Annotated in this window: 28 protein-coding genes; 23 read left to right on the forward strand and 5 right to left on the reverse strand. The window is 50.4% G+C overall.

Features of this window, described 5'->3' with window-relative positions:
* The coding region (locus tag DXV75_RS10315) for an integrase core domain-containing protein (protein WP_147291823.1) at positions 1–181 on the forward strand (181 nt) is incomplete at its 5' end.
* Positions 182–196: 15 nt separating this feature from the next.
* On the opposite strand, the gene DXV75_RS10320 is transcribed toward DXV75_RS10315, so the two are convergent.
* Together DXV75_RS10320 and DXV75_RS10325 are read right to left on the reverse strand one after the other, a co-directional pair.
* Positions 197–1,210 (reverse strand): DUF4102 domain-containing protein, encoded by a 1,014-nt coding sequence (locus DXV75_RS10320; protein ID WP_115593348.1) that lies wholly within the window; start codon positions 1,208–1,210, stop codon positions 197–199.
* A 328-nt stretch (positions 1,211–1,538) separates the two neighbouring features.
* Positions 1,539–2,726: a flagellar assembly protein T N-terminal domain-containing protein gene (locus DXV75_RS10325; protein WP_115593349.1), complete on the reverse strand. Its 1,188-nt coding sequence runs from the start codon at positions 2,724–2,726 to the stop codon at positions 1,539–1,541.
* A gap of 244 nt (positions 2,727–2,970) precedes the next feature.
* Here DXV75_RS10325 and DXV75_RS10330 point away from each other — a divergent pair, with 244 nt between their 5' ends.
* On the forward strand, positions 2,971–3,444 hold the full coding sequence (locus tag DXV75_RS10330; RefSeq protein ID WP_115593350.1) for an LPP20 family lipoprotein: 474 nt from the start codon (positions 2,971–2,973) through the stop codon (positions 3,442–3,444).
* 75 nt (positions 3,445–3,519) lie between these two features.
* Here DXV75_RS10330 and flgN read toward each other — a convergent pair whose 3' ends face one another.
* The 3 genes from flgN to flgA all read right to left on the reverse strand — a co-directional run bounded on the left by flgN (position 3,520) and on the right by flgA (position 5,058).
* Entirely contained in the window at positions 3,520–3,954 is a 435-nt protein-coding gene (gene flgN, locus DXV75_RS10335) for a flagellar export chaperone FlgN (RefSeq protein ID WP_115593351.1), read from the reverse strand.
* A 7-nt stretch (positions 3,955–3,961) separates the two neighbouring features.
* Positions 3,962–4,294, reverse strand: a complete 333-nt coding sequence (gene flgM, locus DXV75_RS10340) for a flagellar biosynthesis anti-sigma factor FlgM (protein WP_115593352.1) — start codon at positions 4,292–4,294, stop codon at positions 3,962–3,964.
* A 95-nt stretch (positions 4,295–4,389) separates the two neighbouring features.
* Complete coding sequence (flgA, locus tag DXV75_RS10345) at positions 4,390–5,058, reverse strand: flagellar basal body P-ring formation chaperone FlgA (protein ID WP_245953174.1); 669 nt, start codon at positions 5,056–5,058, stop codon at positions 4,390–4,392.
* Positions 5,059–5,265: 207 nt separating this feature from the next.
* Between flgA and DXV75_RS10350 the strand changes: the two genes are divergently transcribed.
* The 21 genes from DXV75_RS10350 to DXV75_RS10450 all read left to right on the forward strand — a co-directional run bounded on the left by DXV75_RS10350 (position 5,266) and on the right by DXV75_RS10450 (position 25,957).
* A complete protein-coding gene (locus tag DXV75_RS10350) occupies positions 5,266–6,195 on the forward strand; it encodes a chemotaxis protein CheV (RefSeq protein ID WP_115593354.1) in 930 nt (309 codons plus the stop codon).
* Between the two features lie 15 nt (positions 6,196–6,210).
* A complete protein-coding gene (locus tag DXV75_RS10355) occupies positions 6,211–7,044 on the forward strand; it encodes a CheR family methyltransferase (protein WP_115593355.1) in 834 nt (277 codons plus the stop codon).
* A gap of 76 nt (positions 7,045–7,120) precedes the next feature.
* Entirely contained in the window at positions 7,121–7,525 is a 405-nt protein-coding gene (flgB, locus tag DXV75_RS10360) for a flagellar basal body rod protein FlgB (RefSeq protein WP_115593356.1), read from the forward strand.
* Positions 7,522–7,944, forward strand: a complete 423-nt coding sequence (gene flgC, locus DXV75_RS10365; RefSeq protein ID WP_115593357.1) for a flagellar basal body rod protein FlgC — start codon at positions 7,522–7,524, stop codon at positions 7,942–7,944. Before flgB ends, flgC begins: the two co-directional genes overlap by 4 nt.
* A 41-nt stretch (positions 7,945–7,985) precedes the next feature.
* A complete protein-coding gene (flgD, locus tag DXV75_RS10370; protein WP_115593591.1) occupies positions 7,986–8,672 on the forward strand; it encodes a flagellar hook assembly protein FlgD in 687 nt (228 codons plus the stop codon).
* 14 nt (positions 8,673–8,686) lie between these two features.
* The gene (gene flgE / locus DXV75_RS10375) at positions 8,687–10,072 is read left to right on the forward strand and encodes a flagellar hook protein FlgE (RefSeq protein WP_115593358.1); all 1,386 of its coding nucleotides are present in this window, start codon (positions 8,687–8,689) and stop codon (positions 10,070–10,072) included.
* Positions 10,073–10,208: 136 nt separating this feature from the next.
* A complete protein-coding gene (gene flgF, locus DXV75_RS10380) occupies positions 10,209–10,952 on the forward strand; it encodes a flagellar basal-body rod protein FlgF (protein ID WP_115593359.1) in 744 nt (247 codons plus the stop codon).
* 59 nt (positions 10,953–11,011) lie between these two features.
* Positions 11,012–11,800, forward strand: coding sequence for a flagellar basal-body rod protein FlgG (gene flgG / locus DXV75_RS10385; RefSeq protein WP_115593360.1), 789 nt, complete (start codon positions 11,012–11,014; stop codon positions 11,798–11,800).
* 15 nt (positions 11,801–11,815) lie between these two features.
* On the forward strand, positions 11,816–12,496 hold the full coding sequence (gene flgH, locus DXV75_RS10390) for a flagellar basal body L-ring protein FlgH (RefSeq protein ID WP_115593361.1): 681 nt from the start codon (positions 11,816–11,818) through the stop codon (positions 12,494–12,496).
* Positions 12,497–12,507: 11 nt separating this feature from the next.
* Positions 12,508–13,620, forward strand: a complete 1,113-nt coding sequence (locus DXV75_RS10395; RefSeq protein WP_115593362.1) for a flagellar basal body P-ring protein FlgI — start codon at positions 12,508–12,510, stop codon at positions 13,618–13,620.
* Positions 13,620–14,576, forward strand: coding sequence for a flagellar assembly peptidoglycan hydrolase FlgJ (gene flgJ / locus DXV75_RS10400; protein WP_115593363.1), 957 nt, complete (start codon positions 13,620–13,622; stop codon positions 14,574–14,576). The genes DXV75_RS10395 and flgJ overlap by 1 nt, the downstream gene beginning before the upstream one ends.
* Positions 14,573–16,723 (forward strand): flagellar hook-associated protein FlgK, encoded by a 2,151-nt coding sequence (gene flgK, locus DXV75_RS10405; RefSeq protein WP_115593364.1) that lies wholly within the window; start codon positions 14,573–14,575, stop codon positions 16,721–16,723. The genes flgJ and flgK overlap by 4 nt, the downstream gene beginning before the upstream one ends.
* A gap of 6 nt (positions 16,724–16,729) precedes the next feature.
* Complete coding sequence (flgL, locus tag DXV75_RS10410) at positions 16,730–17,953, forward strand: flagellar hook-associated protein FlgL (RefSeq protein WP_115593365.1); 1,224 nt, start codon at positions 16,730–16,732, stop codon at positions 17,951–17,953.
* 555 nt (positions 17,954–18,508) lie between these two features.
* Positions 18,509–19,354 carry a flagellin N-terminal helical domain-containing protein gene (locus DXV75_RS10415; protein ID WP_115593366.1) on the forward strand — a complete coding sequence of 282 codons (846 nt, stop codon included), beginning with the start codon at positions 18,509–18,511 and terminating at the stop codon, positions 19,352–19,354.
* A 370-nt stretch (positions 19,355–19,724) separates the two neighbouring features.
* Entirely contained in the window at positions 19,725–20,573 is an 849-nt protein-coding gene (locus DXV75_RS10420; protein WP_115593367.1) for a flagellin N-terminal helical domain-containing protein, read from the forward strand.
* A gap of 306 nt (positions 20,574–20,879) precedes the next feature.
* On the forward strand, positions 20,880–21,728 hold the full coding sequence (locus DXV75_RS10425; protein ID WP_115593368.1) for a flagellin N-terminal helical domain-containing protein: 849 nt from the start codon (positions 20,880–20,882) through the stop codon (positions 21,726–21,728).
* Positions 21,729–22,354: 626 nt separating this feature from the next.
* A complete protein-coding gene (locus DXV75_RS10430; RefSeq protein ID WP_115593369.1) occupies positions 22,355–23,200 on the forward strand; it encodes a flagellin N-terminal helical domain-containing protein in 846 nt (281 codons plus the stop codon).
* 96 nt (positions 23,201–23,296) lie between these two features.
* A complete protein-coding gene (locus DXV75_RS10435) occupies positions 23,297–23,728 on the forward strand; it encodes a flagellar protein FlaG (RefSeq protein ID WP_115593370.1) in 432 nt (143 codons plus the stop codon).
* 12 nt (positions 23,729–23,740) lie between these two features.
* Positions 23,741–25,195 (forward strand): flagellar filament capping protein FliD, encoded by a 1,455-nt coding sequence (gene fliD / locus DXV75_RS10440; protein ID WP_115593371.1) that lies wholly within the window; start codon positions 23,741–23,743, stop codon positions 25,193–25,195.
* A gap of 22 nt (positions 25,196–25,217) precedes the next feature.
* Positions 25,218–25,646: a flagellar export chaperone FliS gene (fliS, locus tag DXV75_RS10445; RefSeq protein WP_115593372.1), complete on the forward strand. Its 429-nt coding sequence runs from the start codon at positions 25,218–25,220 to the stop codon at positions 25,644–25,646.
* Positions 25,643–25,957 (forward strand): hypothetical protein, encoded by a 315-nt coding sequence (locus DXV75_RS10450; protein ID WP_115593373.1) that lies wholly within the window; start codon positions 25,643–25,645, stop codon positions 25,955–25,957. Before fliS ends, DXV75_RS10450 begins: the two co-directional genes overlap by 4 nt.

The following is a 25,957-nucleotide window of genomic DNA, read 5'->3' on the forward strand; positions in this document are numbered from 1 at the left end:
GCCTCAGCAAAACGCATACATCGAACGTCACAACCGAACAATGCGTTACAGCTGGGTCAGTAAGCACCTGTTCGAATCAATCGAAGAGGTGCAGGACTATGCAACGAAGTGGCTGTGGTTTTACAATCACGAACGACCACACAAAGCCAACGGTGGAAAACCACCTTTGATGGCAGCATAACTTCTACTTTTAGCGTCAGTTAAAAATGGGAGGATTACCCGCCGTCCAAGTAGGGCGGTAGATTTGTTGTGTATAAGCTTTTGCTACGACCTCATCATTTCTTACATACACGTTTGTTAATAATCTATTAGATTTTAACTTTTCGGGGCTTTGTTCCCGTTCCTCAATAATGAGATTAAAATATTTTCGCCAGATTTTATTTTTGAAATATACAGTTCGTTCTCCGCTTTTCGAGTAACGTCTGGGATAGTAAACACTCGTAATGCCATCTTTTTGAACGTTATATTGCTCCTTGCTTGACCTTAGAATCTCTATAGGGCGACCGCCTGTAAGCATTAAAGTCAATACAACAAATTTTCCTTCGATGGATGTGTTCAAGGAATCTATAAATTTAGATACTTTTTTGTAGCTCAGACTACTGTATACAGTTTTGTCAGTCTGTCCGTCATTATGAAAGTTTACTGGTCGAATAGGGTTCTCGGTAAAGTAATCCTTTTTGACCAGTGTGTTGAACACTGCTCTTAGCATCATATAGAACTTTCTTTTTGTTACTTCCTTTGTAGGCTTCGCTCTTCTCCACGAATCAATGTCTTCATTCCCAATATCTCTCAACTTTTTACCAAGTAGATGAGGAAATTCATTTTTTATTCTTGAAATAGTTAGCTCGGTTACTGGCTTTGCTATTTCTCTTCTGTCTTGTCGGTATCTTAAGTCGATGTACTCCCCTAGAGTCATGGAGGTTATGTACGGCGAATAAGTTTCAGATTGTTTGAGCATGTTGGCGGCAGCTAAGCGAGCCTGTTGTAGTGTCATGCCCTCACCAGATTCGAATTGATCAAACCGATCTAGCCGCTTCATCCTTCGATCTACATAAACGTAAAACGTTTTGGCTGTTTTGGTCAGTCGTAGTATCAAACCCTTCTGGTCTGAATCGTAAAAGTCTTTACTTTGTCTACCATTCAGGTCTTCTCCCTTGAGTTGGGATATTGATGTTTTACTCAGACGAAAGCGGCTATTACTTTGTTTCAAAATAATGCTCCATAGTGCAGCAATAGTGCATTAGCTCTATAGGTTTCAATATTGAACTCTATATAACAAAATGATATTATAGATATATAATAAATAATTATAGGTAATATACCACGTATTAATTGCCTTTCAAGGCTTCTGAATTAATGGGTGGTATATAACAAGAAATTAAATGAGCCAAAATTTGACAAAAATTTCACGCTCATTCTAAAGATGTGGCTTAGGAGGCTCTTGTTTTATCCAGTTAAACTATGGGGACGTAACTGACTGATGTCTGCCACCATTCAGATGCGCCCCATTATAACGGGCATTTCACAGAGTGAAAGGCCTAACGTTTGGTAACAAAATCATTTGGCTGAATATTCGCCAGAATTCCATTGTCTTCAGCGACAACCGTAGCCGTGTCGGCAAATGCCTCAATCACGCGCACCCTGGTTGGGTAGAGCCGGTATTGCTGGTATTCCTGTCCGTACTGATTGGTAAAGCGTTCTGTCTGGTACAGTGAGAGAATGTCACCCACCGCAACCCCGTGCGCCAGTCCAACTGATACGTCCAGCTGATCGTTGTTTACTCTGAGGACCCTGCCTGTTAGTGGCTGGCAGGCAAGCGCATCGGTAACGTCCCGACTTATTTCTGATAATACGGAGCTTATCATTGCACCGTACTGAGATTGCCAGAAGGCTTGGCCGGCAACGTCCACCTGGCTGAAGCGGTCAAACTCCCACTGGGCCGAATTGTGATACTGCCGGCTGAAAATACGCGCTCCATTGACGCTGTCGATGATATCGATTTGAAGGGCAAATTGCCTTGTTGCGTTATCTGCCTGCCAGAACGTCGCCAGCGATGGTGGTTTTCTCTCAAGGCTCAAATCTGTAACAGACGCCGCTAATGTGTATTGGGATTTACCCTGTCTGGCCAGCGCCGGGGCCTGCTCCATTACCGGTGAATCCCACCACTTAACCGCATAGGGTGAAATGTGCTGAATGGTAACCGCGGATTGCTGATGTCGCAGAGTGTTTTTCAGCGCTACCGGCAATTCTGCGCTTAACGCCTGTATCTGGCCATCCTGTGCCTGTGCGGGATGCTGCAGAGGGAAGTGACTGGTGGCGATATATTTTTGCAGGACAGCGGAATTGCACTGGTCAGCAGAAGCAAAAATATCAGCTCGTAGGGTTACGGTAATGTAATCAGCATGCCATTTTTCACGAACCAGCTCCACGTCATTTACTTCGCCATTGGCAGATACCTGAAAGGATTCGCTGCTCAGCAGGCCGTTGGTCAGGGTCTGGACACTGTGCACAGAGGCTCCGGCGAACAGTAAGGCTTGTTTTATTGCTTCCTCGGTCGCCTGCTTGCGAGCTGCCTCCTTATTGCCGTTAACAATGACAGCCTGGCCTTGTGCTTCGTACCAGGCGGCAGGGACTTGCCACGACAACAGGCTTGCCAGGCAAAGTGTGGCATACCGGAATTGCCGTGAAAAAGTTTTGCTTGAAAGATTGTTGAGCCAGTTTTTCATGTATCAGTTGCCATTTTACTGCCGGGTGCGGAGAAAAACGGGCTTGTTGCCTGCCTATCTGCCCTTAATTAAGGGCTTTACCCCTTCCGGGTAAGCCGCCATTGTTTCGTTTTATTGAGTCTGTATAAGCACAATGCGTTCCTAAATTTCCCAGGCACGGAATTTGCTGAGTTCGGGTACAACAGAAAATTCCTGCCGCGCCTGAAATGCAGGTCCGGTCGTCAACACAACACTGAGGCAACGGATGAGAAGTTATACCGTCATCACAACATTACTGCTGGGCGTCAGTGCCCTGTCGCTGAGTGCGTGCAGCCATCTGGTTGACAAACATGTGGAATGGGAAAGAATCGAACCACAAACTTATCCGGTACTCAATGCTGTTGGTTATGCGCCTATCGCATCCCAGCGGGGGCAGACCGACGGTCAGAGAATGCTGCTTGCCATGAAAGCGTCAAAACTCGATGCCTATCGTGAACTTGCAGAACAGGTTTATGGGCAGCGCATTGACGGCGAACTGTCGGTGGCTAATCTGGTTGTTGAGGACGCCCGTCTCCAGTCTTCCGTTCAGGGTGTGATTCGTGGTGCGGAGGTAGTGAAAACCTACGCGATAGGTGAAGATACCTATGTGACCGAACTCAAGCTGGACATGCAGAAGGTGTACGATATTTACCTGACTACTGCCAAACCCAAACGAATCAAGGCAGTTAAGTATTACTGATGGGCTAAGCGCCTGTTAAAAGTAATTTATGCCAGCCCGTGAACTGGCATTAAAGTGATAGCCGTTTTATGAGGCTCAGGCCCGGTATCCTTTGCTGGCAGAGGCGCCGCTGGTTTTGCCTTTTTTGTCGTATGTCATTGACTCTTTTGCCCGTACTTCCATCATCAGATTACGTAGATGTGTCAGTCTCAACTGACCCTGTTCGACGGCTTTCTGGTTGATTTCAGTGCGATATTTGCATTCGTCAAGCAACGATTGAGCAGTGGAAATGAGGTGTTGCTCTTCGTCGCTGAGAGCCTCTTGGGCTATTTTTTGCTGATGCAGCGGTGTAACTTCGGCATCCAGTTTCTGGATCTGTTCCAGTGTCTGTTCTTTTTCGTTGAGCAGTGTCATCAGCGCCTCGGCATCACGGCAACTTATCAGGTGAAGCTCCTGCTCCAGCAAGCCGGACAGGGCTTGCAGGTTTTCAACCTGTTGCTGTAATGCCAGATGCAGAGATTGCCCCGTCATCAAGAACCTACGACTTAATACCGAACACCTGGGCTTCCAGGCGGGCAATCTTTCTGGCCATTGAATCTGGATCAATGCGGTACTGGCCGCTTTGTATTGCCTTTTTAAGCTTGTCGACTTTTTCCTGGTTTACCGGAGCTTCACTGGCACGCTTCTGCACCTGGTTTAACTGCTGGGCAGATTGAGTCAACGATACGGAATCCTGACGTGGCTGAGCTGTAACTGCAGCTTTGTTGGCTGCCTGTTGCTGCGCCTCAGTCTGGTTCTGGGACTGTTGGTTGGTGATCTTGTTTTCGAGCGGGGCTTTCGGACCGCCCCCATTTACATTATTAATTGCCATATCTCATTCCACTACCTGTATAACACCTCAGTATGGTTATCGGCAGTACTGACCCATTCTTTAGCACCAATCACGTGATTTTTCGGCTTTTTCGGTTATAAATTTACCACTACTTCCTGGGTGCTGGCTACCTCAGCAATCACAGACTTCTGCGATTGGGCGTTGATGACCTCAATGGTATCACCAATCACGCCATCCTGCTGGGCGATTCCGGCGGTTTTTACCCGCATTACGTTGGTCCCGGCGCTTATTGTAATACGATCACCTTTACAAACAAAGCACAGCATGTTTGTCTGAATCGGCTGGCCAGGTCTAACTCTGTGCTTCATGCGGGCGCCAATCAAATCCTTTATGTTGGTGAAGGCTGTGTGCCGGAGTCGATTTACTTCAATGTCGGCAAGTTCGAGATTTTGTGAAGTCAGCAGAGTGCCGGGGCTAATCATGCCCGATGTTACGACCACACTGCGGGTGCGGGTAATTCTGGCGTTGGTGAACAGGTACCAGTCGTTGTTAGCGCAACTGACGCGCACCGACAGATAGGACTGTAGCAGTGCTTCGTCACCAACATGATACTGAAAGCCGGTAGGGCAGTCCGGAATGGAAATTCTGGAGTCGATGGCAACCATGTCGATATGGAGCTTGTCATCTTCATTCATGGTGCCGATGGCCTGCTGCAGGTATTGCTGAGCGCCCTGGCTCAGATGCTCATGCCGTGTTTGGGGTTCGACAGCAAGTGCAGTAGCTGGGGTTAAAAAGATGAGCATTAACAGCAGAATAGTGGCCGTGATTGGAGCAAATGCTGTGCAACCTACTCTAAACCAAATTTTTTCGTGTTCACGTGAAGTCATTTTGTCTATGATTGTGCCATCTGAGCACCGCATTGCAGCGTCAGAATTTTGGCGATTTTACTGTTATGAATATAGTGGTAAGGTGCAACGCAATGTTCATGCCCAAAATTGAAGAGGTGAGGTATGTCAGGAATTCTCGACTCCGTTAATCAACGGACCCAACTGGTGGGACAAAACCGACTTGAGTTGTTGTTGTTCAGGCTAAACGGTCGGCAGCGATTTGGGATCAACGTGTTTAAGGTCAGGGAGGTGTTGCAATGCCCCCCGTTAACCGCAATTCCAAAGCTGAATGCGTTGGTGCGAGGGGTTGCCCACATTCGCGGGCAGGCTATTTCTGTCATTGACCTGAGCATGGCCACCGGTGGAAAGCCCATTCAAGACCTCTCCAGCGCTTTCATCATCATCGCCGAATACAATCGCTCCGTGCAGGGATTTTTGGTTGGTGCCGTAGAGCGCATCGTGAATACCAATTGGGACAATATCATGCCGCCTCCGAAAGGCAGTGGCCGAGCCAGCTATCTGACAGCGGTTACTGAAGTGGAAAAGGAGTTGGTGGAAATTCTCGATGTTGAGAAGATCCTGAATGACATTTCTCCACTCAACAGTGATGTCAGTGAAGAGGTTGCAAAAGGTCTCAGCAGTGAAGGTCACGAGGATAAAATTATCTTTGTTGCCGATGATTCTGCTGTTGCCCGCGGTCAGGTTGTTAAAGCACTGAGTTCTCTTGGGCTGGAAATTGAGGTTGCCAAAAATGGCGCTGAAGCCCTTAAACGGCTGCGTGAACTGGCTGAGGAAACCGGCAATGTTACCGACAAGGTTGGGGTACTGGTGTCGGATATTGAAATGCCGGAAATGGATGGCTATACCCTCACAGCGGAAGTAAAAAATGCTCCGGAACTGCAAAAATTGAACGTGATTTTGCATACTTCATTGAGCGGCGTTTTCAATCAGGCCATGGTGCAAAAGGTTGGGGCCGATGATTTCATCGCCAAGTTCCACCCGGATGAACTGGCCACAGCCGTTCAAAAATGGCTTACGGCTCCGGTTAAATAGCGGAGTCGTATACGTTTGAAGAACAAAGAAGTATCGGCGGACTGCTACCGAATATTTGGCCAGTACCTGGAATCCCAATGCGGTATTGTGCTGGGCGATAACAAACAGTATCTGGTCCGCAGCCGTCTTTCTTCGCTCCTGTACCAGTTTGATTTTGACTCCCTGGACACACTCATTAAAACTGCCATGTCCGGCAGCAACCGGGTGTTGTTACAACAGGTTATTGACGCCATGACGACCAACGAAACCCTGTGGTTTCGTGATGGCTACCCTTTCGAAGTACTGCAAAAAGACTTGCTCCCAATGTTTGCCAGCCTCGGCCGACGTCTGAGGATCTGGAGTGCCGCCTGTTCTTCTGGTCAGGAGCCATATTCAATTGCCATGTCTGTGCTGGAGTATCAGCGTCGGCAACCGGGCGCATTGCGCATGGGAGTTGAAATTGTAGCAACAGACTTGTCATCCGCGATGCTGGCAAAATCCGATGTGGGCCTGTATGACGAATTGTCACTGGCCAGGGGCTTGTCGGAAGAACGTCGTGAACGCTTTTTTACCGCTCATGAAGGCGGGTTGCGGCAACTGAAGCCTGAAGTTCGCAATATGGTAAAGTTTCGCAGCCTCAACCTGCTGCATTCCTATGCGGGCATGGGCACCTTCGATATTGTGTTTTGCCGTAATGTGCTGATTTACTTTGCGCCACCGGTAAAACAGAAAATACTGCAACAAATTGCCGCCCTGCAACAGCCAGGCGGCATCCTTTTCCTCGGTGCATCTGAATCTATCAGCAGCGCAGCGGAACTCTATACCATGGTTAAGTGCCACCCAGGCCTGTATTACCAGCGTAAGCCCTGATTCTTAAAAATTAAAAATACATTTCTGAATTTTTGGCACCTAATTTGCAAATCCCATTGCAAACGAGGAGTTTTTTATGGCCATTAACCTAGACCGCTTAGTTGGTTTTCATCAGAAAGCACTGAATATCCGCCAGGACAAGATGGAAGTGATCGCCGGAAATTTGGCGAACGCCAATACACCCGGATACAAAGCCCGGGATATTGACTTCAAGCAGGCTATGGCTTCGGCACGGGATCAGCAGGGCCAGGGTATGGTTCGTACGCATGAAAATCACATTGCCGGCAGTATGAACACCAGCTGGGACTTGCAGTATCGCATCCCGACCCAGCCGGATACCGGAGACGGTAATACCGTGGAAGCGCAGGCTGAGCGCAACGAGTTTCTGGATACCGCAATGCGCTATCAGGCAGGCGTACAATTCCTCGATGGCAAAATCAAAGGCATGAAAAAAGCACTGAGCGGAGGGCAAGGCGCATGAGTTTGTTTAATGTTATGTCTATTTCCAGTAAAGGCATGGAAGCGGAAAGTGTTCGCCTTAATACTACCGCCAGTAACATCGCTAACGCCAACAGCGTTAGCAGCAGCTACGACGAAACTTATAAAGCCCGGCACCCTGTGTTCGCTGCAGAACTGGCTCGCGCAACTGAAGATCAAAGTAAAGGTGTGGGTGTCAGAGTTATGGGGGTGGTGGAAAGTGATGCGCCATTGCAAATGGAATACGCACCCAATAATCCGCTCGCTGACGAGAACGGTTACATCTATAAGCCAAATGTGAATGTGGTAGAGGAAATGGCCAACATGATGTCGGCCTCCAAAGCCTATGAAACCAATGTACAGGTGGCAGACACCACCAAAAAAATTTTTCGCCGGGTACTGCAACTCGGACAAGGGCAATAATTTGCCGCTAGTGTGAATGTGAGGAAATAAGCGTGGGCACCATTAATAGTACTGGCAACACAGGGCTTCGAACTGACCTTTACTGGCAGGAAGAGACCGTACCCGTTGCCGACGGTACCGAACAGAATCTGACCCAGGAAGATTTTTTCTCGTTGCTGACCGAGCAACTGGCCAATCAGGACCCAACCAAGCCGGTGGATAACGACCAGATGGTGGCGCAGATGACGTCGTTCACCATGGCAGACGGTATTCAGCAACTCAATCAGAGATTCGAGTCCTTTGCCGCTTCAATGACCTCAAACCAGGCTTTGCAGGCTTCAAGCCTCATCGGTCAGGATGTGTTGGTACAGGGGAATGTGGGTTATGTCGGTGAAGACGGTGCCGGGTTCAGTGGTGTTGTGGTGAATGATCAGACTCTGCAGGACATGCAAATCACTATTGAGAACCAGTACGGCGAGATCATCAAAACCATTGACGTGGGTACGCAGGCCGCTGGAAATATCGAATTTAAATGGGATGGTACCGACGCTAAAGGGAATCCTATGCCAAGCGGTGAATACGTAGTGCGAGCCAGCGGAAAACTGAACGGTGAAGGGGTGGCAGCCGCTACCGCCGTAAATCGTCATGTTGGTAGCGTAAGCCTGGCTGGCAGCGGTCAGGGAATTATTTTGAATTTGGACGGTGATGTCAGTATCAACCTTGATGACGTCATTCAGATCGGCAGTTAGTAGGAGTAAGAAGTATGTCTTTTAACATTGCATTAAGTGGCGTATCCGCTGCGCAGAAAGACCTGGATGTAACCGCCAACAACATTGCGAATGTCAATACCGTAGGCTTTAAGGAGTCGCGTGCTGAGTTTGGTGATGTGTACGCGTCATCATTGCTGGCTGGCAGCAAAACCAAGGTGGGAGACGGCGTGCTGACCCAGGAAGTGGCACAACAGTTTTCCCAGGGTAGCCTGCAATTTACCAATACTGCGCTGGACCTGGCCATCACTGGTAATGGTTTTTTTGCCACCGTACCTGAAATCACCTCACGGGATTTTTCCTTTACCCGAGCCGGCCAGTTTAAACTGGACTCGGATAACTTCGTGGTGAACAGCAACGGCGATAACCTGCTGGGCTTCCCGGTCAACTCCGACGGCAGCAGCTCTTCAGTCGCATTGAGTACCACGGTTCCGGTCCGGGTTCCTGATTCCTCCGGTTCACCTCAGCAAACATCAGAAGTAGACATTCGTATGAACTTGCCGGCGGCAGATTCTGGCCTCGACCCGGCACAGTTTGACCCCGATGATCCGCTTTCCTACAATGCCGCCACCTCAGTGACCGTTTACGACTCATTGGGCGACAGCCATGTAATGACCTACTACTTTATCAAAGATAATACCACCGGTGTGGATAACGAGTGGTATGTGGCTACCTCGGTTGATGACCAACTGGTTGATCTGGTCAACTCCGATGGCAGCAACTCCAACACGGCGACGGCGGTTCATTCTGTGGGTACCAGCACAGGTAACGGTGTCACGGCAGCCAAAATGCAGTTCAGCGCTGGTGGTGATTTCATTGGCATTCAATCGCCGGATGGCATTTCTACCACCGATTACAAAATTCGTACTGAATCGCTGGGCGCCAGCATTCTGTCTAATGGGTCTGATGATACGCAGCAAATTGCAGTGGACTTCAACCTTAACCCGGCCAGTGCTACCACCAGCGAGCCAACCCAGTTTGCTTCGTCGTTTGAAGTTACCTCTCTGGAGCAGGACGGTTTGCCGGTAGGGCGCCTGACCGGTATTGATATCGGGCCTGACGGCCTGGTGCGGGCGACTTTCTCTAACGGTACTTCTGAGCCTATTGTGCGCGTGGCACTGGTGCGGTTCTCCAACGAGCAGGGCCTGACCCAGGAAAGCAGCACCCAGTGGAAAGAGAGTATTCTTTCCGGTGAAGCGCTGGCTGGCGAAGCTACTACAGGTACATTTGGTGAAATCAATTCCTCAGCCCTGGAACAGGCCAACGTAAACCTGACCACTGAGCTGATTGATATGATCATCGCCCAGCGTAATTTCCAGGCTAACTCCCGTGCACTGGAAGTTAACAATCAGCTTAACCAGACCATTCTGAATATCCGATAGTCTGAATAAACCCTCAAGAGGCCGCAACCCTGCGGCCTTTTTTATTGCCCCGCAGCTTCTCTCCCCCCCAGTTATCAGTTCTGGCATTACCTTTGCAGAGTAACAGGTAACGGTTCCTTATCGTCAAAAGTCAGTCATGGATAAATTACTCTATATTGCCGCCAGCGGCGCGAAGCAAGACCTGATGGCCACCGGGCTGCGGGCCAACAATCTGGCCAACGCACAAACCAATGGGTTCAAGGCTCAGCTTGAGCAGGCGCGGGCTATGCCGGTGTACGGCGAAGGTTTGCCGACCCGGGTATTTTCAATGACCGAAAGCCCCGGTAACAATTACGAATCCGGCCCTATGATCCAGACCGGCAGAGATTTAGACGTTGCCATTCAGGGTGATGGCTGGTTCACCGTACAGGATGCCAATGGCCAGGAAGCGTATTCCCGTGACGGCAGTTTTCAGTTGAATGCCGACGGAGTTTTGACGGACATGAGCGGCAATATCGTGATGGGCGACAACGGCCCCATGTACCTGCCTGTGCCGCTGGAAAACCTGAATATTGCCGCTGATGGCACCATCTCAACCCGCCCCCTGGGTGCCCCTGAAAATGTCTCCCAGGATGTAGGGCGGCTGAAACTTGTGAATCCTCAGTTGACCAGCATTGAGCGGGGAAGTGACGGCCTTTTTCGCATGAAGAACGGTCTGGCGGCAGATGCCGATGAGGGTGTCAAAATTCTTTCGGGTATGCTGGAAGGTTCCAATGTTAATGCGGTTGACGAGATGGTCCATATGATCAGCCTGCAACGTCACTATGACATGCAGGTGAAAATGATGAAAAAAGCAGACGAACTTGCCTCTCAGGGCAATATGTTGCTGCGCATTATGTAATTAACTTAAAACAAACTGTATCAGAAGGCAGGGGCCTTCGGTGTAGTCAGGAGGTCATTATGCATCCAGCACTTTGGATCAGTAAAACCGGGTTAGACGCCGCGCAAACAGACGTTTCCGTGGTATCAAACAACCTGGCAAACGCATCTACTGTGGGGTTTAAAAAAGACCGCGCAATCTTTGAAGATTTGCTTTATCAGAATATAAACCAGCCTGGTGGCCGTTCCTCGGCTGACACTGAAAAGCCGTCTGGTTTGATGCTGGGTGCTGGTTCCAAAGTGGTCGCAACACAGAAAGCTCACACCCAGGGCAATATGCTGACCACCGAAAACTCTCTCGACATGATGATTCAGGGCCGGGGCTATTTTGAAATTCTGCAGCCTGACGGCACTCTGGCGTATACCCGCAACGGTCAGTTTACCTTGAACGACCAGGGGCAAATTGTTACCCCGGGTGCTGGTTTCCTGCTGCAGCCTGAAATCACTATTCCGGAAGACGCCCAGCAACTGACCATTTCCCAGGATGGTGAAGTATCGGCCAGCATTCGTGGTGAGGCTGAGCCACAGGTATTGGGGCAAATTAATGTTTCTGACTTTATCAACCCAACCGGGCTGCAACCGGTGGGGCAAAACCTGTTTGTTGAAACTGCTGTGAGTGGCGCCCCTATTCAGGGGATCCCGGGCCTGCAGGGTTTGGGTACGGTTGTGCAGGGTGCGTTGGAAACCTCCAACGTCAATGTCACTGAAGAACTGGTCAATCTGATTGAGAGTCAGCGTTTGTATGAAATGAACTCCAAGGTGATTTCGTCGGTTGATCAGATGCTCGGCCAGGTTATTCAACAGCTTTAAGCAGTAAGGTGTAGTATGCGACTGTTTGTCTTCAGTGTGGCTCTGCTTGTGCTTGCAGGGTGTGCCAGTACGTCGAACCCACCGGTACAGGCCAACGACCCTTCGTTTGCGCCGGTGATCCCGGACATTCCCCGTGAGCACATTGTTGAAGACGGTGGCCTGTTCCGCCCTCACATGGCCAACAGTTTGTATTCCGACGTAACCGCCCGCCGGGTGGGTGACATCATTACGGTAACGCTGTCGGAAAACACCAACGCTTCCAAATCGGCAGGCACCTCTACATCGCGGGATTCCGACATCAGTGTCGATCCCATTCTTGGTTTAGGTGGTAACCCCATAAATATTGGCAATGAGTCCATTCAGTTTGGCATGACATCTTCAAACCAATACGAAGGGGACGCCCAAGCCAAACAGAGCAACAGCCTGAACGGCAGCATTTCGGTCACTGTGGTTGATGTGTTGGCCAACCAGAATCTGGTGATCCGCGGTGAAAAATGGCTGACCCTGAATCATGGTGACGAATACATTCGCCTTACCGGTATTATCCGCCCGGCCGACATCAGCCCGGAAAACGAAATTGTTTCCACCAAAATAGCGAATGCACGCATCCAGTACAGCGGCACCGGCAGTTTTGCCCGCGCCCAGGAAAAAGGCTGGCTGACCAAATTCTTTTCTTCCGATTACTGGCCGTTCTAAGAGAGGGTGATATGAAGTTGTGGTATGTCTCTTTAATGGCGTTGATGGCTTTTACCAGCCAAATGGCCTTTGCCCAGCGCATCAAGGATGTGGCTGATATCCAAGGGGTGAGAAGCAACCAGCTGGTAGGTTATGGTCTGGTCGTGGGGCTGCCAGGGACGGGAGAACAAAGCCCGTTTACAGAGCAAAGCTTCAGAACCATGCTAAGCAACTTTGGCATAAGCCTGGACCCGAACACCAAGCCTAAAATCAAAAACGTAGCGGCGGTTGCCGTGCATGCAGAGTTGCCACCTTTTATCAAGCCGGGCCAGACTATCGACATCACCGTATCGTCAGTGGGCGAAGCCAGCAGCTTGCGTGGCGGTACTTTGCTGCAAACCTTTCTCAAGGGTGTAGATGGCAATGTTTACGCAGTGGCGCAAGGCAGTCTGGTGGTAAGCGGGTTTGGTGCCGAGGGGCAGGACGGCTCGCGTATTGTGGCTAACACTCCCACCGTAGGGCGTATTCCAAACGGTGCTTTGGTCGAGCAGTCGGTACCCAGTGGTTTTGCCAATGGTGATTCCTTAACGCTTAATTTGCACTATCCGGATTTTTCCACCGCCAAAAGACTGGCAGACACTATCAACGAACGCCTGGGGGCCCAGCCGGACCAGGGTTATGTGATTGCCACTCCGCTGGATGCCGCATCAGTGAAAGTTTCCGCTCCACGGGATATCGGCCAGCGTGTTGGCTTTCTGGCCACGCTGGAAAATTTTGAATTTGAACCTGCTGATGCTCCGGCCAGAGTGGTTATTAACAGCCGCACCGGCACCATTGTAATCGGGCAGGATGTGCGCTTGTTGCCGGCTGCCATTACTCACGGAGGTCTGACTGTTACCATCGCCGAAAATCAGCAGGTCAGCCAGCCTAACGCATTGGGAGAAGGCCAAACTGTGGTGACTACCCAGTCGCTGGTGGACGTGGATTTGGCCGACAGCCGCATGTTCAAGTTTGAACCGGGTATCACCCTAGATCAGCTTGTGCGGGCAGTAAATGAAGTGGGCGCTGCTCCGGGTGACCTGATGGCCATTCTGGAAGCCTTACAGCAAGCAGGAGCTTTGCGTGGTGAACTGGTGATCATCTGATGGACACCTTGCATACCCAAACCCAGCTTGAAACGGCGCGCAACGTTCATGATATGGGCAGTATCAACAGTCTGCGTGAGGCCATTGCCTCCGGAGATGAGAAAGTACTTAACGAAGCGGCTCAGCAATTTGAAGCGATTTTCGTACAGATGATGCTTAAATCTATGCGCCAGGCCCAGGATGCCCTGGCTGACGAAGACAGCCCGTTCAATTCCCAGCAGGTTAAGTTTTACCGTGACATGCACGACCAGCAAATGGCCACTGATTTGGCCAGCAACGGTGGTCTCGGTTTGGCAGAGCTGATTGTACAGCAACTGGGGCAGATGGATGGTTCGTTCACGCCCGCCAGTGTACTGAGAAACGATGCTAACCTGCCGTCGCTTAACCGCCAGCGTCAGCAAGTAATTGATGAAGCACAGCAGAATGTGCTGGGACCAGAGCAGAGCCGGCCAGCTGCAGGAGCTGCTTTCAAAGCACCGATGTTCGAAAGTGCGCAAGACTTTATTGCGCGCCTGTACCCTTATGCCAAGCAGGCAGCGCAGGAGTTGGGCACTGATCCCAAAGCCTTGATTGCCCAAGCCGCCGTTGAAACTGGCTGGGGGCAGCACGTTATCCATAAAGGCGAAGGCCAGAGCAGTAATAACCTGTTCGGAATTAAAGCAAATCGTCACTGGCAGGGAGATCAGGCTGTGGTCAGTACGCTGGAGTTTAATGGCGGTGTGGCCAACAGGCAAAAGGCTGCATTCCGTGCGTATGATTCGTTGGGGCAGGGTTTGCAGGACTACGTGGAATTCATCAAGTCCCAGCCACGATATCAGCAGGCGGTCGCCAACGGTCACGATACACAATCGTATTTTGAATCCCTGCAACAGGCGGGTTACGCCACTGACCCGGAATACGCTTCAAAAGTGATGGCGGTGTACAACGGAACAATGCTTAAAGAGTATTTGCCATGATCCGAACCTCCGATCTGTTTTCCATTGCCAGCAGTGGCGTAAACGCCAGCAACCAGTTACTGCAAACCACCAGTAACAACATTGCCAATGTTAACACAGAAGGCTTTGTGCGCGAGCGCACGGTGTTTTCCAATAATTTACTGGGTGGGGTAGGTGCGGGAACGACTGAGCGGGTCATTAATATATTCGCCCAGAACCAGCTCCGCCGGGACATTACCCAGGTCGGTGAATTGCAGACCTTTGCGGAAAAAACCGCCGCGCTGGACAACATGTTGGCGAACGAAGCCAATGCGCTATCAAGCGGTTTGAGCGGCTTTTTCGCAGCCATGCAAACGGCGGCCGATGACCCAACCAATCTGGCATCACGGGAACAGTTACTCAGCAAGGGCGAGTCTTTCTTACGCCAGGTGACGGTGTTATCTGATTACATGGCGCAAAAAGAAGAAGAACTGAATCTTGAATTTGCCAGCCAGGTAAATCGTGCCAATAGCCTTATTCAAACCATTGCCGACCTCAATCAGGCCGTGATGGTAGCGTCAGCCAATAATACCGGCTCCGAGCCGGGAGCGTTGCTGAATGAGCGTGACAAAGCCGTCAACGAATTGGCGGAACTGATGTCGATTGAAGTGCGCAACAGTGCAAATGACAATGGTTCAGTAACGGTTAGCCTCAGCACAGGTGAATCACTGGTGCTGGAAGACGGCACGTTTAATGTGCTGGCACTGGGCAGCGAAGCTTATCTGAGCGACAAGCAACTGGTGCTGAAAACCGGTTATAGTGACGACAGTAAGAATACGTCCATTTACATCAATGAAACGGATCTGGGCGGGAGCCTTGGGGGGTTGTTCCGTTTTCGTGATGAAGTACTCGGCCCGGCTCAACGGGACGTGGGGCAGCTGGCAGTGGCCTTTGCCGACGCAGTTAATACCCAGAACCGTCTGGGCATGGACCTGGACGGCCAGCTGGGAGGAGATATCTTTTCCATAGCGGGCTTTACCGGTGTGTATGTGGACCCGGACCCGAATGATGGCACAACCAAAAACCTGGGCATTAGCGGCCAGTTTACCGCTGGAAAAGGCACCGAACTGACGGATGCGGACTACCGTATTGAAATCACCGCTGAATCTGGCGGTGTGCCGACAGAAATAACCATCAAACTTTTGAACAGTGACGGTTCGCCTAAACTGGACTCCTCGAATAATGCCATTGAGTACACCAATGTTGCGGTTGGTAGCGGGTTTAACGAACTGCCAGGTGGCATTGAAATTGAGTTTTCTTCCGGCTCAGGTTATGCGGTAGGCGATGAGTTTCTGATGCAGCCAACCAAGAACAGTGGTTTGGGTATTGGTCTGGCGTCCTCCCGGGCTGAAGATTTAGCGCTGTCTGCGCCTATTCGTGTGGACGCCCAAAGCAGCAACCTTGGCAACGCCCGTATCAGCGGCATGAGCATCACCAACACCACGGTGGACGCATCTCTGGGCGCTTCCGCATCGGCGTTTGACGGCAGTGGCGGCATACACGATTTGGCTGGTTCGCCGGACGCTTCAGTAGGAGCCCCGGCTCAAATCATTTTTACCTCGTCCAGCAGCTTTCAGGTGTTGGACGGTGAATCGCCTGCCAATGTGATCACAGAAGTCACTGGGGTGACGCATTACAATAACCTGCTTGAGCAGGCCAAAACCAGTGGTGCTTCGCCGGCGTGGCCAGCGGCTTTTTCCGCGTTGGACGATTACCCGGGTTACGACTTCAGTCTAGAGGGAGTACCGGTGGCCGGAGACACCTTTAACCTGCAGTTCAACACCGGCGGTTTCATGGATAACACCAACGCGCTGGCAATGTCCAAACTGCAACAGGCCGGCCTGGTGCAGTTGAGCAGTGAAACCGCCAATCAGCCCAGAACTCTGCACGATTCCTATTCTTCGCTGGTAGGGCGGATCGGCGAAGACGCGGCCAGCGCGGATATTGCGCTGCAGTCAGCCGAAGCGATGAAAACCCAGTCCAGTAACTGGTTCGAGTCGGTATCCGGCGTCAGCCTGGACGAAGAGGCGGCAAATCTGGTCCGCTTCCAGCAGTCCTATGCCGCTGCAGCCCGGATCTTGACCACCGCACAGGAATTGTTTGACACTATCCTGTCGGCAGCGAGGTAATGAAGTATGCGTGTTACCACTAATCAGATTTACGATCAGAACATTCGGGCCATTATGGACAACCAGAAGGGGATGAGCGATACCCAACTGGCGTTGTCCACTGGTAAGAAACTCAATAAGCCTTCGGATGACCCGGTTGGCGCGGCACAGGTCATTCGCCTGACCGAAGAACTGGATAAGATCACCCAGTATCAGCGCAACAACAACATGTTGACTAATGCGCTGGAACAACAGGAAACGGTGCTGGCCAACATTACCAATTCGGTAAACAAAGCCCGGACCCTGGTTGTTCAGGCTGGTTCGGGGGTGTTGTCACCTTCTGATCGCAACGCACTGGCGGTGGAAATTGAGCAGATCCGCGACGAAGTGCTGGACCTGATGAACACCAAAGATTCGGACGGTAATTTCATTTTTGCGGGGTTTCAGTCGCAAAGTCAGGCATTCAGCTTTAACCCCGCAGCTACCGGCAACGCTATCACCTTTGTGGGTGATTCCGGTAGCAACCAGCTCCAGTTATCTGACAGTGTAACGTTAAAGGGTACCAGCAGCGGCCAGCAGGTGTTTGAGGATGTATTTGCGCGGTTTAATTTTTCGATAACCGGAAGCACCGGAGCAACGGTAGGCAGCGCCAGTATTTCCGCCCAAGGCACATTCGATACCTTTCACAAGAACAACTACGACGGCCTGACCTCTGCAAACAACGATTTTCAAATTACCATTTTGGGAACAGGGCAGGCACAGCTGACCAATGTGGGCACCGGTGCCGTAGTCGATACGGTGGATTTTACCTCCGGGCAACCGTTCACTATGCAGGGCATGACCTTTACCATCAACGGAACCGCGGGTGACTCGGTGGATTTTTCACTGGATACGCCGGAAAAACAGAATATCGCCCAAACACTGCATGAGATCTTTCTGGCGTTGTCGGATGAAAACATCAGCCAGGCTGACTATCAAAGTGCGCTGGACGATGCGTTGGTGGGGATGGACAACGCGCTGCAAAAAAATTCCCTGGAGCGCTCATCCATTGGTAGCCGTCTCAATGCGGCGGAATCGATATACGAAACCAATCTGGATTTGGAAATTGCCGCCAAAGATGCCCGTTCTGCGATAGAAGATACCGACTACGCAGAGGCCTCGGCCCAGTTTGCGCGCCAGGAAGCAGCCCTGAGTGCTGCCCTGGCCACCTTCCCCAAAATATCCAACCTCTCGCTGTTTAATTACCTCTGATAGGGTTTCATTTTGGGGTACAGTTCTGCCTGTACTCCATCAGCCTAAATAACTACCCCTAACTGTGAGTCATGGGCATGTAACGGATGACAAACACGCCGAAATCCCATCCATTGGGCTCTGCCGCAGCATCCATGCTGCGGAAGGTTTGTCATCCGATACATGCCCATCACTCAGGTGGATCAGACTTAGCCATTATTTAGTAACTAAATTAATCTCATTGCTTTGATTACCAGTCGTGTTTTCTACGCAGGCGTAACTTCCATTTAACTCACTTTTCAAGGCCTGTTGCCCGCGGAATTCACATTTCCAGGCGAATGGGCTATCGCGCAAATGTGTTTTGAAACAACGCCTTGAACCTGGTTTTTTTACCCTGCCTGATCTGACTAATTCAAATTTTTTGCAATTTTTATTAAAGGGAATTTTACCGGGGTCGATAAGGTTACCGAGAGAGCCAGTTCATCAATTACCCCTCAGGTGTTGGTGACTACTAAAATTGTAACGCCGGTAACACGGCAGCCAGCACCTGCTGGACTGAGAGTGTAGGAGAGACTTATGTCTTTATTCGTCAATACCAATGTGTCCGCATTAAATGCCCAGCGTCAGTTGTTTGATGTGGGTAATTCCCTGAGTACTTCGTTTGAACGTCTGTCTTCAGGTTTCCGCATCAACAGCGCTGCCGACGACGCCGCCGGTCTGCAAATTACCGACCGCATGACGTCTCAGGTACAAGGCCTGAACCAGGCGGTTCGTAACGCCAACGACGCCATTTCCCTGTCACAAACTGCGGAAGGAGCACTGCAGGAAACCACTACTGCGCTGCAACGTATTCGCCAGCTAGCAGTACAATCGCAAAACGGCATTAACAGTGACGCAGACCGTGAAGCGCTGCAAAAAGAAGTCACTCAACTGGCTACCGAAATTTCGCGTATTGCGACCAACTCTGAGTTCAACGGCATTAAAATTTTGGATGGCGGCTACTCTGCCAAATTCCTGGTGGGTGCCAACAGCGGCCAGACCATTTCGGTGAATCTGTCCAGCCAGACTATGGCCAAAGCCAACATTCAGGGATTCAGTGCCACCGGTTTGGGTATTGCGGGTGAGACTATCGCTACTCAGGCAGGAGCCTCTGCCATGATGGCGAAAATCGACGCGGCCATTTCCGGTATCGGAGCCGTACGTGCCGACCTGGGTGCGCTGCAAAACCGCTTCCAGTCTACCATTCGTAACCTGAGCAACATATCTGAAAACGTGTCTGCGGCACGTTCACGCATCAGAGACACCGATTTTGCCACTGAAACTGCTGATCTGACCCGTAACCAGATCATCCAGCAGGCCAGCACCACCATTCTGGCTCAGGCGAATCAGCGTCCGCAATCAGCTCTGTCACTACTGGGTTAAGCCCAAAGCTGGCGTACAGCATCCTAGCGAGGGATTGAAGCCAGGAGGTAGTGATTCGGGTATCAGCCGTCGCAAAGAGTGCTCACTCTTACAAACCGAGCAGACAGTCAGGCTAAAAAGTCTGACTGTTTTTCCAATTAAAATGCTGTAACAAACTGAAAAATAAGACTTAAAAAATTTAGTGAAAAATTGCTAAAGGATTTTTCGCGCCCTGACGATACATAAGCAAAGGCACTGAGAACAAAAACAATAAATGCTCAGGCCACGGACAAGCGCCCCTAAAAATAATAACAGCGCACGTTCAGCCAGGTCCCAATAAAAACAACAATGACCTGGGCTTATAAGACAAAAAAATCGTTAGGAGATTACAATGAGCTTATTCGTCAGCACGAATGTGTCTGCCCTGAATGCACAGCGGCAGCTTTTTACCTCAAATAACCATCTGAATACGGCATTTGAGCGCTTGTCCTCGGGTTTCCGTATCAACAGCGCCAAAGATGACGCTGCCGGTCTGCAGATTTCAGACCGTATGACCTCACAAATCATGGGCCTGGATCAGGCCGTCCGTAACGCCAATGACGGAATTTCCCTGGCTCAGACCGCTGAAGGCGCGATGCAGGAAATTACCACCGCATTGCAGCGTATCCGGGTACTGTCGGTTCAGTCTCAAAACGGGATTAACTCGGCCTCTGATCGCCTGGCACTGCAAAAAGAAGTGTCGGCACTGAAAGCAGAAATTTCCCGGGTAGCCACTACCACCCAGTTTGCTGGTGTCAACATTCTGGCGGGGAACTACTCAGCCAAATTCCTGGTGGGCGCGAATGCTGGCCAGACGATTTCGGTAAATTTGTCTACCCAGAAACTGGCCAATGCCGGTATCGGTGGCTTCAGTGCAACCGGCCTGAACATTGTCGGCCTGGACGTAATGACCGAAGCCAATGCGTCTTCCATGCTGACTGCCGTTGACCTGGCCATCTCTGCAATCGGGTCGGTGCGTGCTGACCTGGGTGCACTGCAGAATCGTTTTCAGTCAACAGTTCGCAACCTAAGTAATGTTTCAGAAAATTTGAACTCGGCCCGTTCACGTATCCGTGATACCGACTTTGCCGCTGAAACGGCAGAATTGACCCGCTGGCAGATTCTGCAACAGGCCAGCACCACAGTGCTGAGCCAGGCGAATCAACGCCCGCAAGCGGCTCTGAGCCTGCTGCAAGGATAACATTTACCTTTTGGAATAAGTCGGTCGGATGGCTCGAAAAGGGCGCCGATGGACTGGAATGAAGCCAGGAGGTAGTGAGAGGTATGAGGTCTGGAACATCATACCGGTCCATCAGCTGTGAGGCAGGTAGTGTGCCTGACTCATAAAGGGTGCTTTCACTGCCAATAGGCAATCAAAGCGTCAGTAATTTAACACTGACAAGGATATATAAGCACAGGTTGTGCCAATACTTTTAAACGATAACCCGAAGCGCTGAAATCAAAAATTAAAACGGGCGCTGATGTTCGACACTGTTAGGAGAGACCCATGAGTCTATTTGTAAACACCAACGTTTCCGCATTGAATGCTCAACGTCAATTATTTAACTCTGGTAATGCGCTGGATACTGCGTTTGAACGTTTGTCGTCCGGCTTCAGAATCAATAGCGCCGCGGACGACGCCGCCGGGCTGCAGATTTCAGACCGAATGACCTCCCAGGTGATGGGCCTGGACCAGGCCGTAAGAAATGCTAACGACGGTATATCCCTGGCGCAGACCGCTGAAGGCGCCATGCAGGAAATCACCACCGCGCTGCAACGTATTCGGGTGCTGTCGGTGCAATCTCAGAATGGCATTAACTCAGCGTCGGACCGTCTGGCACTGCAAAAAGAAGTATCGGCATTGAAATCGGAAGTTACCCGGATTGCTACCACTACACAGTTTGCCGGGGTGAACATTCTTGCCGGTGATTATTCGGCCAAATTCCTGGTTGGGGCGAATGCGGGGCAAACCATTTCGGTAAACCTGTCGACTCAAAAGCTGACCAACGCGGGCATCAGTGGTTTCAGTGCCACCGGTTTGAATATCGTAAACGGCGATGTATTGAGTGAGAGTAATGCTTCAGCGATGCTGAGTGCAGTGGACCTGGCAATTTCAGCCATTGGCTCAATGCGGGCGGATTTGGGTGCATTGCAAAATCGTTTCCAATCCACCATTCGTAATTTGAGTAATGTCTCGGAAAACATTGCGGCGGCAAGATCTCGCATCCGCGATACAGATTTTGCCACCGAGACGGCACAACTTACCCGCTGGCAGATTATTCAACAAGCCAGTACCACGGTTTTGTCACAGGCAAACCAAAGACCCCAGGCAGCATTGTCGCTGTTGGGTGGTTAATAACAGAAAGAGTTAATTGGGAAGGAGTTGAGAGGCCATCCCCAGAAGATGGCGGCCGTAAAGGCCGCCTCTTAAAGAAAACGCCGACTAACAGGACTGAGAGTGTAGAAGTTGTGGTTGAGAGGCCAGTTAATCTACTATAATTCCTGCCAGCCGACTGAAACTGAATTTTGCTCAATCTCCTAACGTGAGCAGATTGGCCGGGACATTTGTCCCGGCCTTTTTTTTATTCTTGCCAAGACATCCCTGCTATCTGCGACATATCATAAGCATTCTTCGTGCCAACTATTTCGTTATTATTTTGACACTACCCTATAGCTGCTCAGCTTAGATACCTTGCAGCGATGAATCTGCTCTCAATATGACGGTCTATTCATTCTTGTTCTTAGTTTTTAACCATTATAAATCATAGGGTTAAATGGTTTTTCAAAAAAATTTTAAAAAACCGCTAAAGAAATTCAAGACTTCGCCGATAGCTATTGTCGAGGGGTAATGTAATTACTTTTTGGTGAAATGGCCAGCCGTTTCACAAATAAGAGGGATCAGTCGGGAGTAGTGACCTGACTGGTCGAATTGGAAGGTTCGATGGTAGCACAGTTAACATCGAGTCCCTAGGAGGTAGACCAATGTCTTTATATGTAAATACAAATGCATCAGCACTGAGCGCCCAGCGTAACTTATTTGACGTGGGCAATCGTCTGAGCACGTCTTTTGAAAGACTGTCATCAGGGTTTCGCATTAACAGTGCTGCCGATGATGCAGCCGGTATGCAGATTTCCGATCGCCTGACGTCTCAGGTTCAGGGTCTGAACCAGGCCGTGCGTAACGCGAATGACGCCATCTCTCTGACCCAGACCACCGAAGGTGCGCTGCAGGAAGTGACCACCGGTTTGCAGCGTATTCGCCAACTGGCGGTACAATCGCAAAACGGTATTAACAGTGACTCTGACCGTGAGGCACTGCAAAAAGAAGTGACTCAGTTAACGCAGGAAATTTCCCGCATTGCCACCACCACCCAGTTTGGTAATGTCGATTTGCTAAAGGGCAACTTTTCCGCCAAATTCCTGGTGGGTGCCAACGGCGGCCAGACCATCTCGGTAAACCTGTCCAGTCAGGCTTTGACTAAGGCAGGTGTAAGTGGTTTCAGCGCTACTGGCCTGGGGCTGAGTGGCGAAACCGTTGCGACTCAGACTGGCGCATCCAGCATGATGACCGCGGTAGATGCAGCCATTTCTGCCGTGGGTTCCGTTCGTGCTGATCTGGGGGCGCTGCAAAACCGTTTCCAGTCTACCATTCGCAACCTGAGCAGCATCTCTGAGAACCTGTCTTCAGCAAAATCACGTATCAAGGATACCGATTTTGCTGCAGAAACGGCGGAACTTACCCGTAATCAGATCATCCAGCAGGCATCAGTATCTGTGTTAAGTCAGGCGAACCAGCGTCCGCAAACTGCGCTGTCGCTGCTGGGCTAAATCAGCTAAAAATACGCCTTAACAAAAACACATTAAAACGGGTGCCTGATTCGTCGGGGCCCGTTTTTGTCGTTTTAAGACAATGGGGTAACTCAAATGGAAATCGCAAATACACAAGTTGGCCAAAATTTTGCTCTCAATACCTCAGAAACGATGTCCGGGCAGGAGTCTGCGCGCCAGCAAGCCTCGTTATCGAAGGTGGAAAGGCAGGAGCAATCAGCGGTTGAACTGAAAACTGCTCAAGGACAACAATCTGAGGCCGATAACTCTAAACGAGAGGGGCAAGATCGCGATGTCGAACTTGCGGCACAAGAGGTAGAGGCATTTCTGCAAGTGCAAAATCGCAACCTGGCGTTTACGGTGGATGACAATACGCAACGTTCGGTGGTTACAGTGAAAGACTCTGAGTCGGGTGATGTGATCCGGCAGATACCATCAGACGAAGTGCTGAGACTGGCAGAGCGTATAAAGGATCTCCAGGAAGACATTGGCAGTAGCGTGGGTGTGCTTTTGAACAAGCGGGTTTAGTGAGGTAGTAGAATGTCGATTCAATCGCTGGGTGTGGGGTCCGGGCTCGCTTTGGACGATCTGGTTAATCAGCTTTTGCAGGCTGAGCGCCAGCCAAAAGAGAACAGGTTAAATGAGCGTGAAGAGCGGATTGAGGCCGAAATATCCGGCCTGGGCCAGATAAAGTCGAAGCTGTCGGATTTTAAGGACAGCCTGGATGACCTGCGTACCGATTCGGATCTGAACAGCCGTGAACCGGTTATTACAAACCCGTCAGAAGATTATGACGTGCTTTCTGCCGAAGCATCGAATTCTGCTCTCACAGGCAGTTATGATATCGCGGTTACCCAACTTGCATCCGGAAGCCGGATCGAAACCAACAATGCCTCTGCTGGGGGGTATACCTCATCGACCGACAGCGTTCTGTCTGCAGGTTCGGGCACCCTGACGTTTAAAATTGACGCTACGGGCGACAGCTTTACCGTAGATGTGACGGCGGGGATGACCCTGGCAGACTTGCGTGAGGCGATTAATGCCCACGCTGACAATTTTGGCGTTAACGCCAATATTATTGATACCGGCACCACCACTGGCGGAGCCAAACTGGTTCTGACTTCGGACGTAACCGGCAGCGGCAACGATTTGCAGATTGTCAACGACAATGACCTTGCCGACTTGCAAAAAATTGCCACCACCGACTCGACCGAAACCAGCACCTACCTGTCGCCGGTGAAATCGGCCACCAATGCCATGGCTACCATTGACGGCATTGCGGTAGAAAGTGCAACCAATGATTTTGAAAGTACTATTCAAAATGTCAGTTTTGAAGTCAAAGAAGTCTCGCCGCTGGCATCAGACGGGGTTACCTACGAAACTACCTCACTGAACATTGGTTACGACAAAGAAGGTCTGGAAGAAAAGATCCGCGCTTTCGTTGATAATTACAACAAGTTAATCAGCGAGATTGAAACCCTGACCAAATACGGTGAGTCAGACTTGGAAGAAGATGGTGCACTGGCCGGAGATTCGCTGCTCCGAGGCCTGCGGCAGGGGATGGCAAGTATCGTCGGAGACAGCGTCAGTGCCTCATCTTTGGGTAATTTGTTTGAGCTTGGTATTGAATTTGACAACGAAGGCAAACTGGAAGTGGGCAGCACCGACTTCGGGCTGGGGTCAGGAGAAGAACGGTTGCAAGATGCCCTTGACGATGCGTTTGATGAAATCTCCGCCCTGTTTACCGACGAAACCGAGGGCGTAGCCGTTCGCCTGTACGATTTTGTTGATCAGTACACCAGCTATGACGGCCTGTTGACCCTGCGGGAAAACGCCGCCAAGGATAACCGCGATCAGTTGTACAGCGATCGCGAAGCGCTGGAATTGCGCATGTTCAGTTATGAACAGGTTTTACGTGACAAGTATCTGAATCTTGACCAGACCGTTGCACGAATGAATCAAACCAGTATGGCGTTACTGTCAGCACTGGGCTAAGCATGTTTTAACAGGAGTCATTATGGCACTTACCGGTATTAACGCCTATCGCAAGGGTAACCTGAAACAGGATATTGCTACGGCCGATCCTCACAGACTGACACTGATGTTGATGCAGGGCGCGTTGGATCGCCTCGCATTTGCAAAAGGCGCGATGGAACGCAAGGATTTTGTTGCCAAATCGGAATTCCTGTCTCGGGTAACCGCCATTCTCATGAATTTAAGGGACACCCTAGATTTGGATGTCGGTGGTGAAGTGGCAGAAAACCTGTTTGCCCTCTATGACTACATGATCGAAAAGGTGAATGACGGCCATGTTAAGAATGACTTGAAGATGCTGGACGAAGTGATTAGCCTGTTGACTCCTATTCGAGATGCTTGGGTACAGATACCTGAAGCGGCCAAGCAGGAAGCTTATGAGGCCCAGCGTCAAAAACGACAAGCTGTGTGAAGAAAAACGAATTAAACCATGCCCTGACTCCCGAGCCGTTGCGCAGTATCAATCAGGAGATAGCTGAACTGTTAGAGCAAGAGGACGATGGGCAAAAATACGCTCAATTACTCGGGTTAGTTGAATCCCGCGACAACATTATTCAATCCCACCTAAACGCTCTTGATGGTGAGCCTCGCCGGCATTTTGCCGAACAGGAACTTGAGGTTAATAACCGTCTCATGGAAATGGCGCAATCTTTGCTAAAATCAGCTAAGCAGGATGTAACGCAGTTCGTCCGTAGTCAGGCAGCCATTAAGAAGTACAAGTAA

The sequence above is a fragment of the Alteromonas aestuariivivens genome, from assembly GCF_003367475.1.
GTDB lineage: Bacteria > Pseudomonadota > Gammaproteobacteria > Enterobacterales > Alteromonadaceae > Alteromonas > Alteromonas aestuariivivens.

What these genes read in the sequence shown, in the direction of transcription:
- DXV75_RS10325 (WP_115593349.1), bottom strand. Translation starts at nt 2,726, where the DNA reads ATGAAAAACTGGCTCAACAATCTTTCAAGCAAAACTTTTTCACGGCAA.
- DXV75_RS10330 (WP_115593350.1), top strand. Translation starts at nt 2,971, where the DNA reads ATGAGAAGTTATACCGTCATCACAACATTACTGCTGGGCGTCAGTGCC.
- flgN (WP_115593351.1), bottom strand. Translation starts at nt 3,954, where the DNA reads ATGACGGGGCAATCTCTGCATCTGGCATTACAGCAACAGGTTGAAAAC.
- flgM (WP_115593352.1), bottom strand. Translation starts at nt 4,294, where the DNA reads ATGGCAATTAATAATGTAAATGGGGGCGGTCCGAAAGCCCCGCTCGAA.
- flgA (WP_245953174.1), bottom strand. Translation starts at nt 5,058, where the DNA reads ATGCTCATCTTTTTAACCCCAGCTACTGCACTTGCTGTCGAACCCCAA.
- DXV75_RS10350 (WP_115593354.1), top strand. Translation starts at nt 5,266, where the DNA reads ATGTCAGGAATTCTCGACTCCGTTAATCAACGGACCCAACTGGTGGGA.
- flgB (WP_115593356.1), top strand. Translation starts at nt 7,121, where the DNA reads ATGGCCATTAACCTAGACCGCTTAGTTGGTTTTCATCAGAAAGCACTG.
- flgC (WP_115593357.1), top strand. Translation starts at nt 7,522, where the DNA reads ATGAGTTTGTTTAATGTTATGTCTATTTCCAGTAAAGGCATGGAAGCG.
- flgE (WP_115593358.1), top strand. Translation starts at nt 8,687, where the DNA reads ATGTCTTTTAACATTGCATTAAGTGGCGTATCCGCTGCGCAGAAAGAC.
- flgF (WP_115593359.1), top strand. Translation starts at nt 10,209, where the DNA reads ATGGATAAATTACTCTATATTGCCGCCAGCGGCGCGAAGCAAGACCTG.
- flgG (WP_115593360.1), top strand. Translation starts at nt 11,012, where the DNA reads ATGCATCCAGCACTTTGGATCAGTAAAACCGGGTTAGACGCCGCGCAA.
- flgH (WP_115593361.1), top strand. Translation starts at nt 11,816, where the DNA reads ATGCGACTGTTTGTCTTCAGTGTGGCTCTGCTTGTGCTTGCAGGGTGT.
- DXV75_RS10395 (WP_115593362.1), top strand. Translation starts at nt 12,508, where the DNA reads ATGAAGTTGTGGTATGTCTCTTTAATGGCGTTGATGGCTTTTACCAGC.
- flgJ (WP_115593363.1), top strand. Translation starts at nt 13,620, where the DNA reads ATGGACACCTTGCATACCCAAACCCAGCTTGAAACGGCGCGCAACGTT.
- flgK (WP_115593364.1), top strand. Translation starts at nt 14,573, where the DNA reads ATGATCCGAACCTCCGATCTGTTTTCCATTGCCAGCAGTGGCGTAAAC.
- flgL (WP_115593365.1), top strand. Translation starts at nt 16,730, where the DNA reads ATGCGTGTTACCACTAATCAGATTTACGATCAGAACATTCGGGCCATT.
- DXV75_RS10415 (WP_115593366.1), top strand. Translation starts at nt 18,509, where the DNA reads ATGTCTTTATTCGTCAATACCAATGTGTCCGCATTAAATGCCCAGCGT.
- DXV75_RS10420 (WP_115593367.1), top strand. Translation starts at nt 19,725, where the DNA reads ATGAGCTTATTCGTCAGCACGAATGTGTCTGCCCTGAATGCACAGCGG.
- DXV75_RS10425 (WP_115593368.1), top strand. Translation starts at nt 20,880, where the DNA reads ATGAGTCTATTTGTAAACACCAACGTTTCCGCATTGAATGCTCAACGT.
- DXV75_RS10430 (WP_115593369.1), top strand. Translation starts at nt 22,355, where the DNA reads ATGTCTTTATATGTAAATACAAATGCATCAGCACTGAGCGCCCAGCGT.
- DXV75_RS10435 (WP_115593370.1), top strand. Translation starts at nt 23,297, where the DNA reads ATGGAAATCGCAAATACACAAGTTGGCCAAAATTTTGCTCTCAATACC.
- fliD (WP_115593371.1), top strand. Translation starts at nt 23,741, where the DNA reads ATGTCGATTCAATCGCTGGGTGTGGGGTCCGGGCTCGCTTTGGACGAT.
- fliS (WP_115593372.1), top strand. Translation starts at nt 25,218, where the DNA reads ATGGCACTTACCGGTATTAACGCCTATCGCAAGGGTAACCTGAAACAG.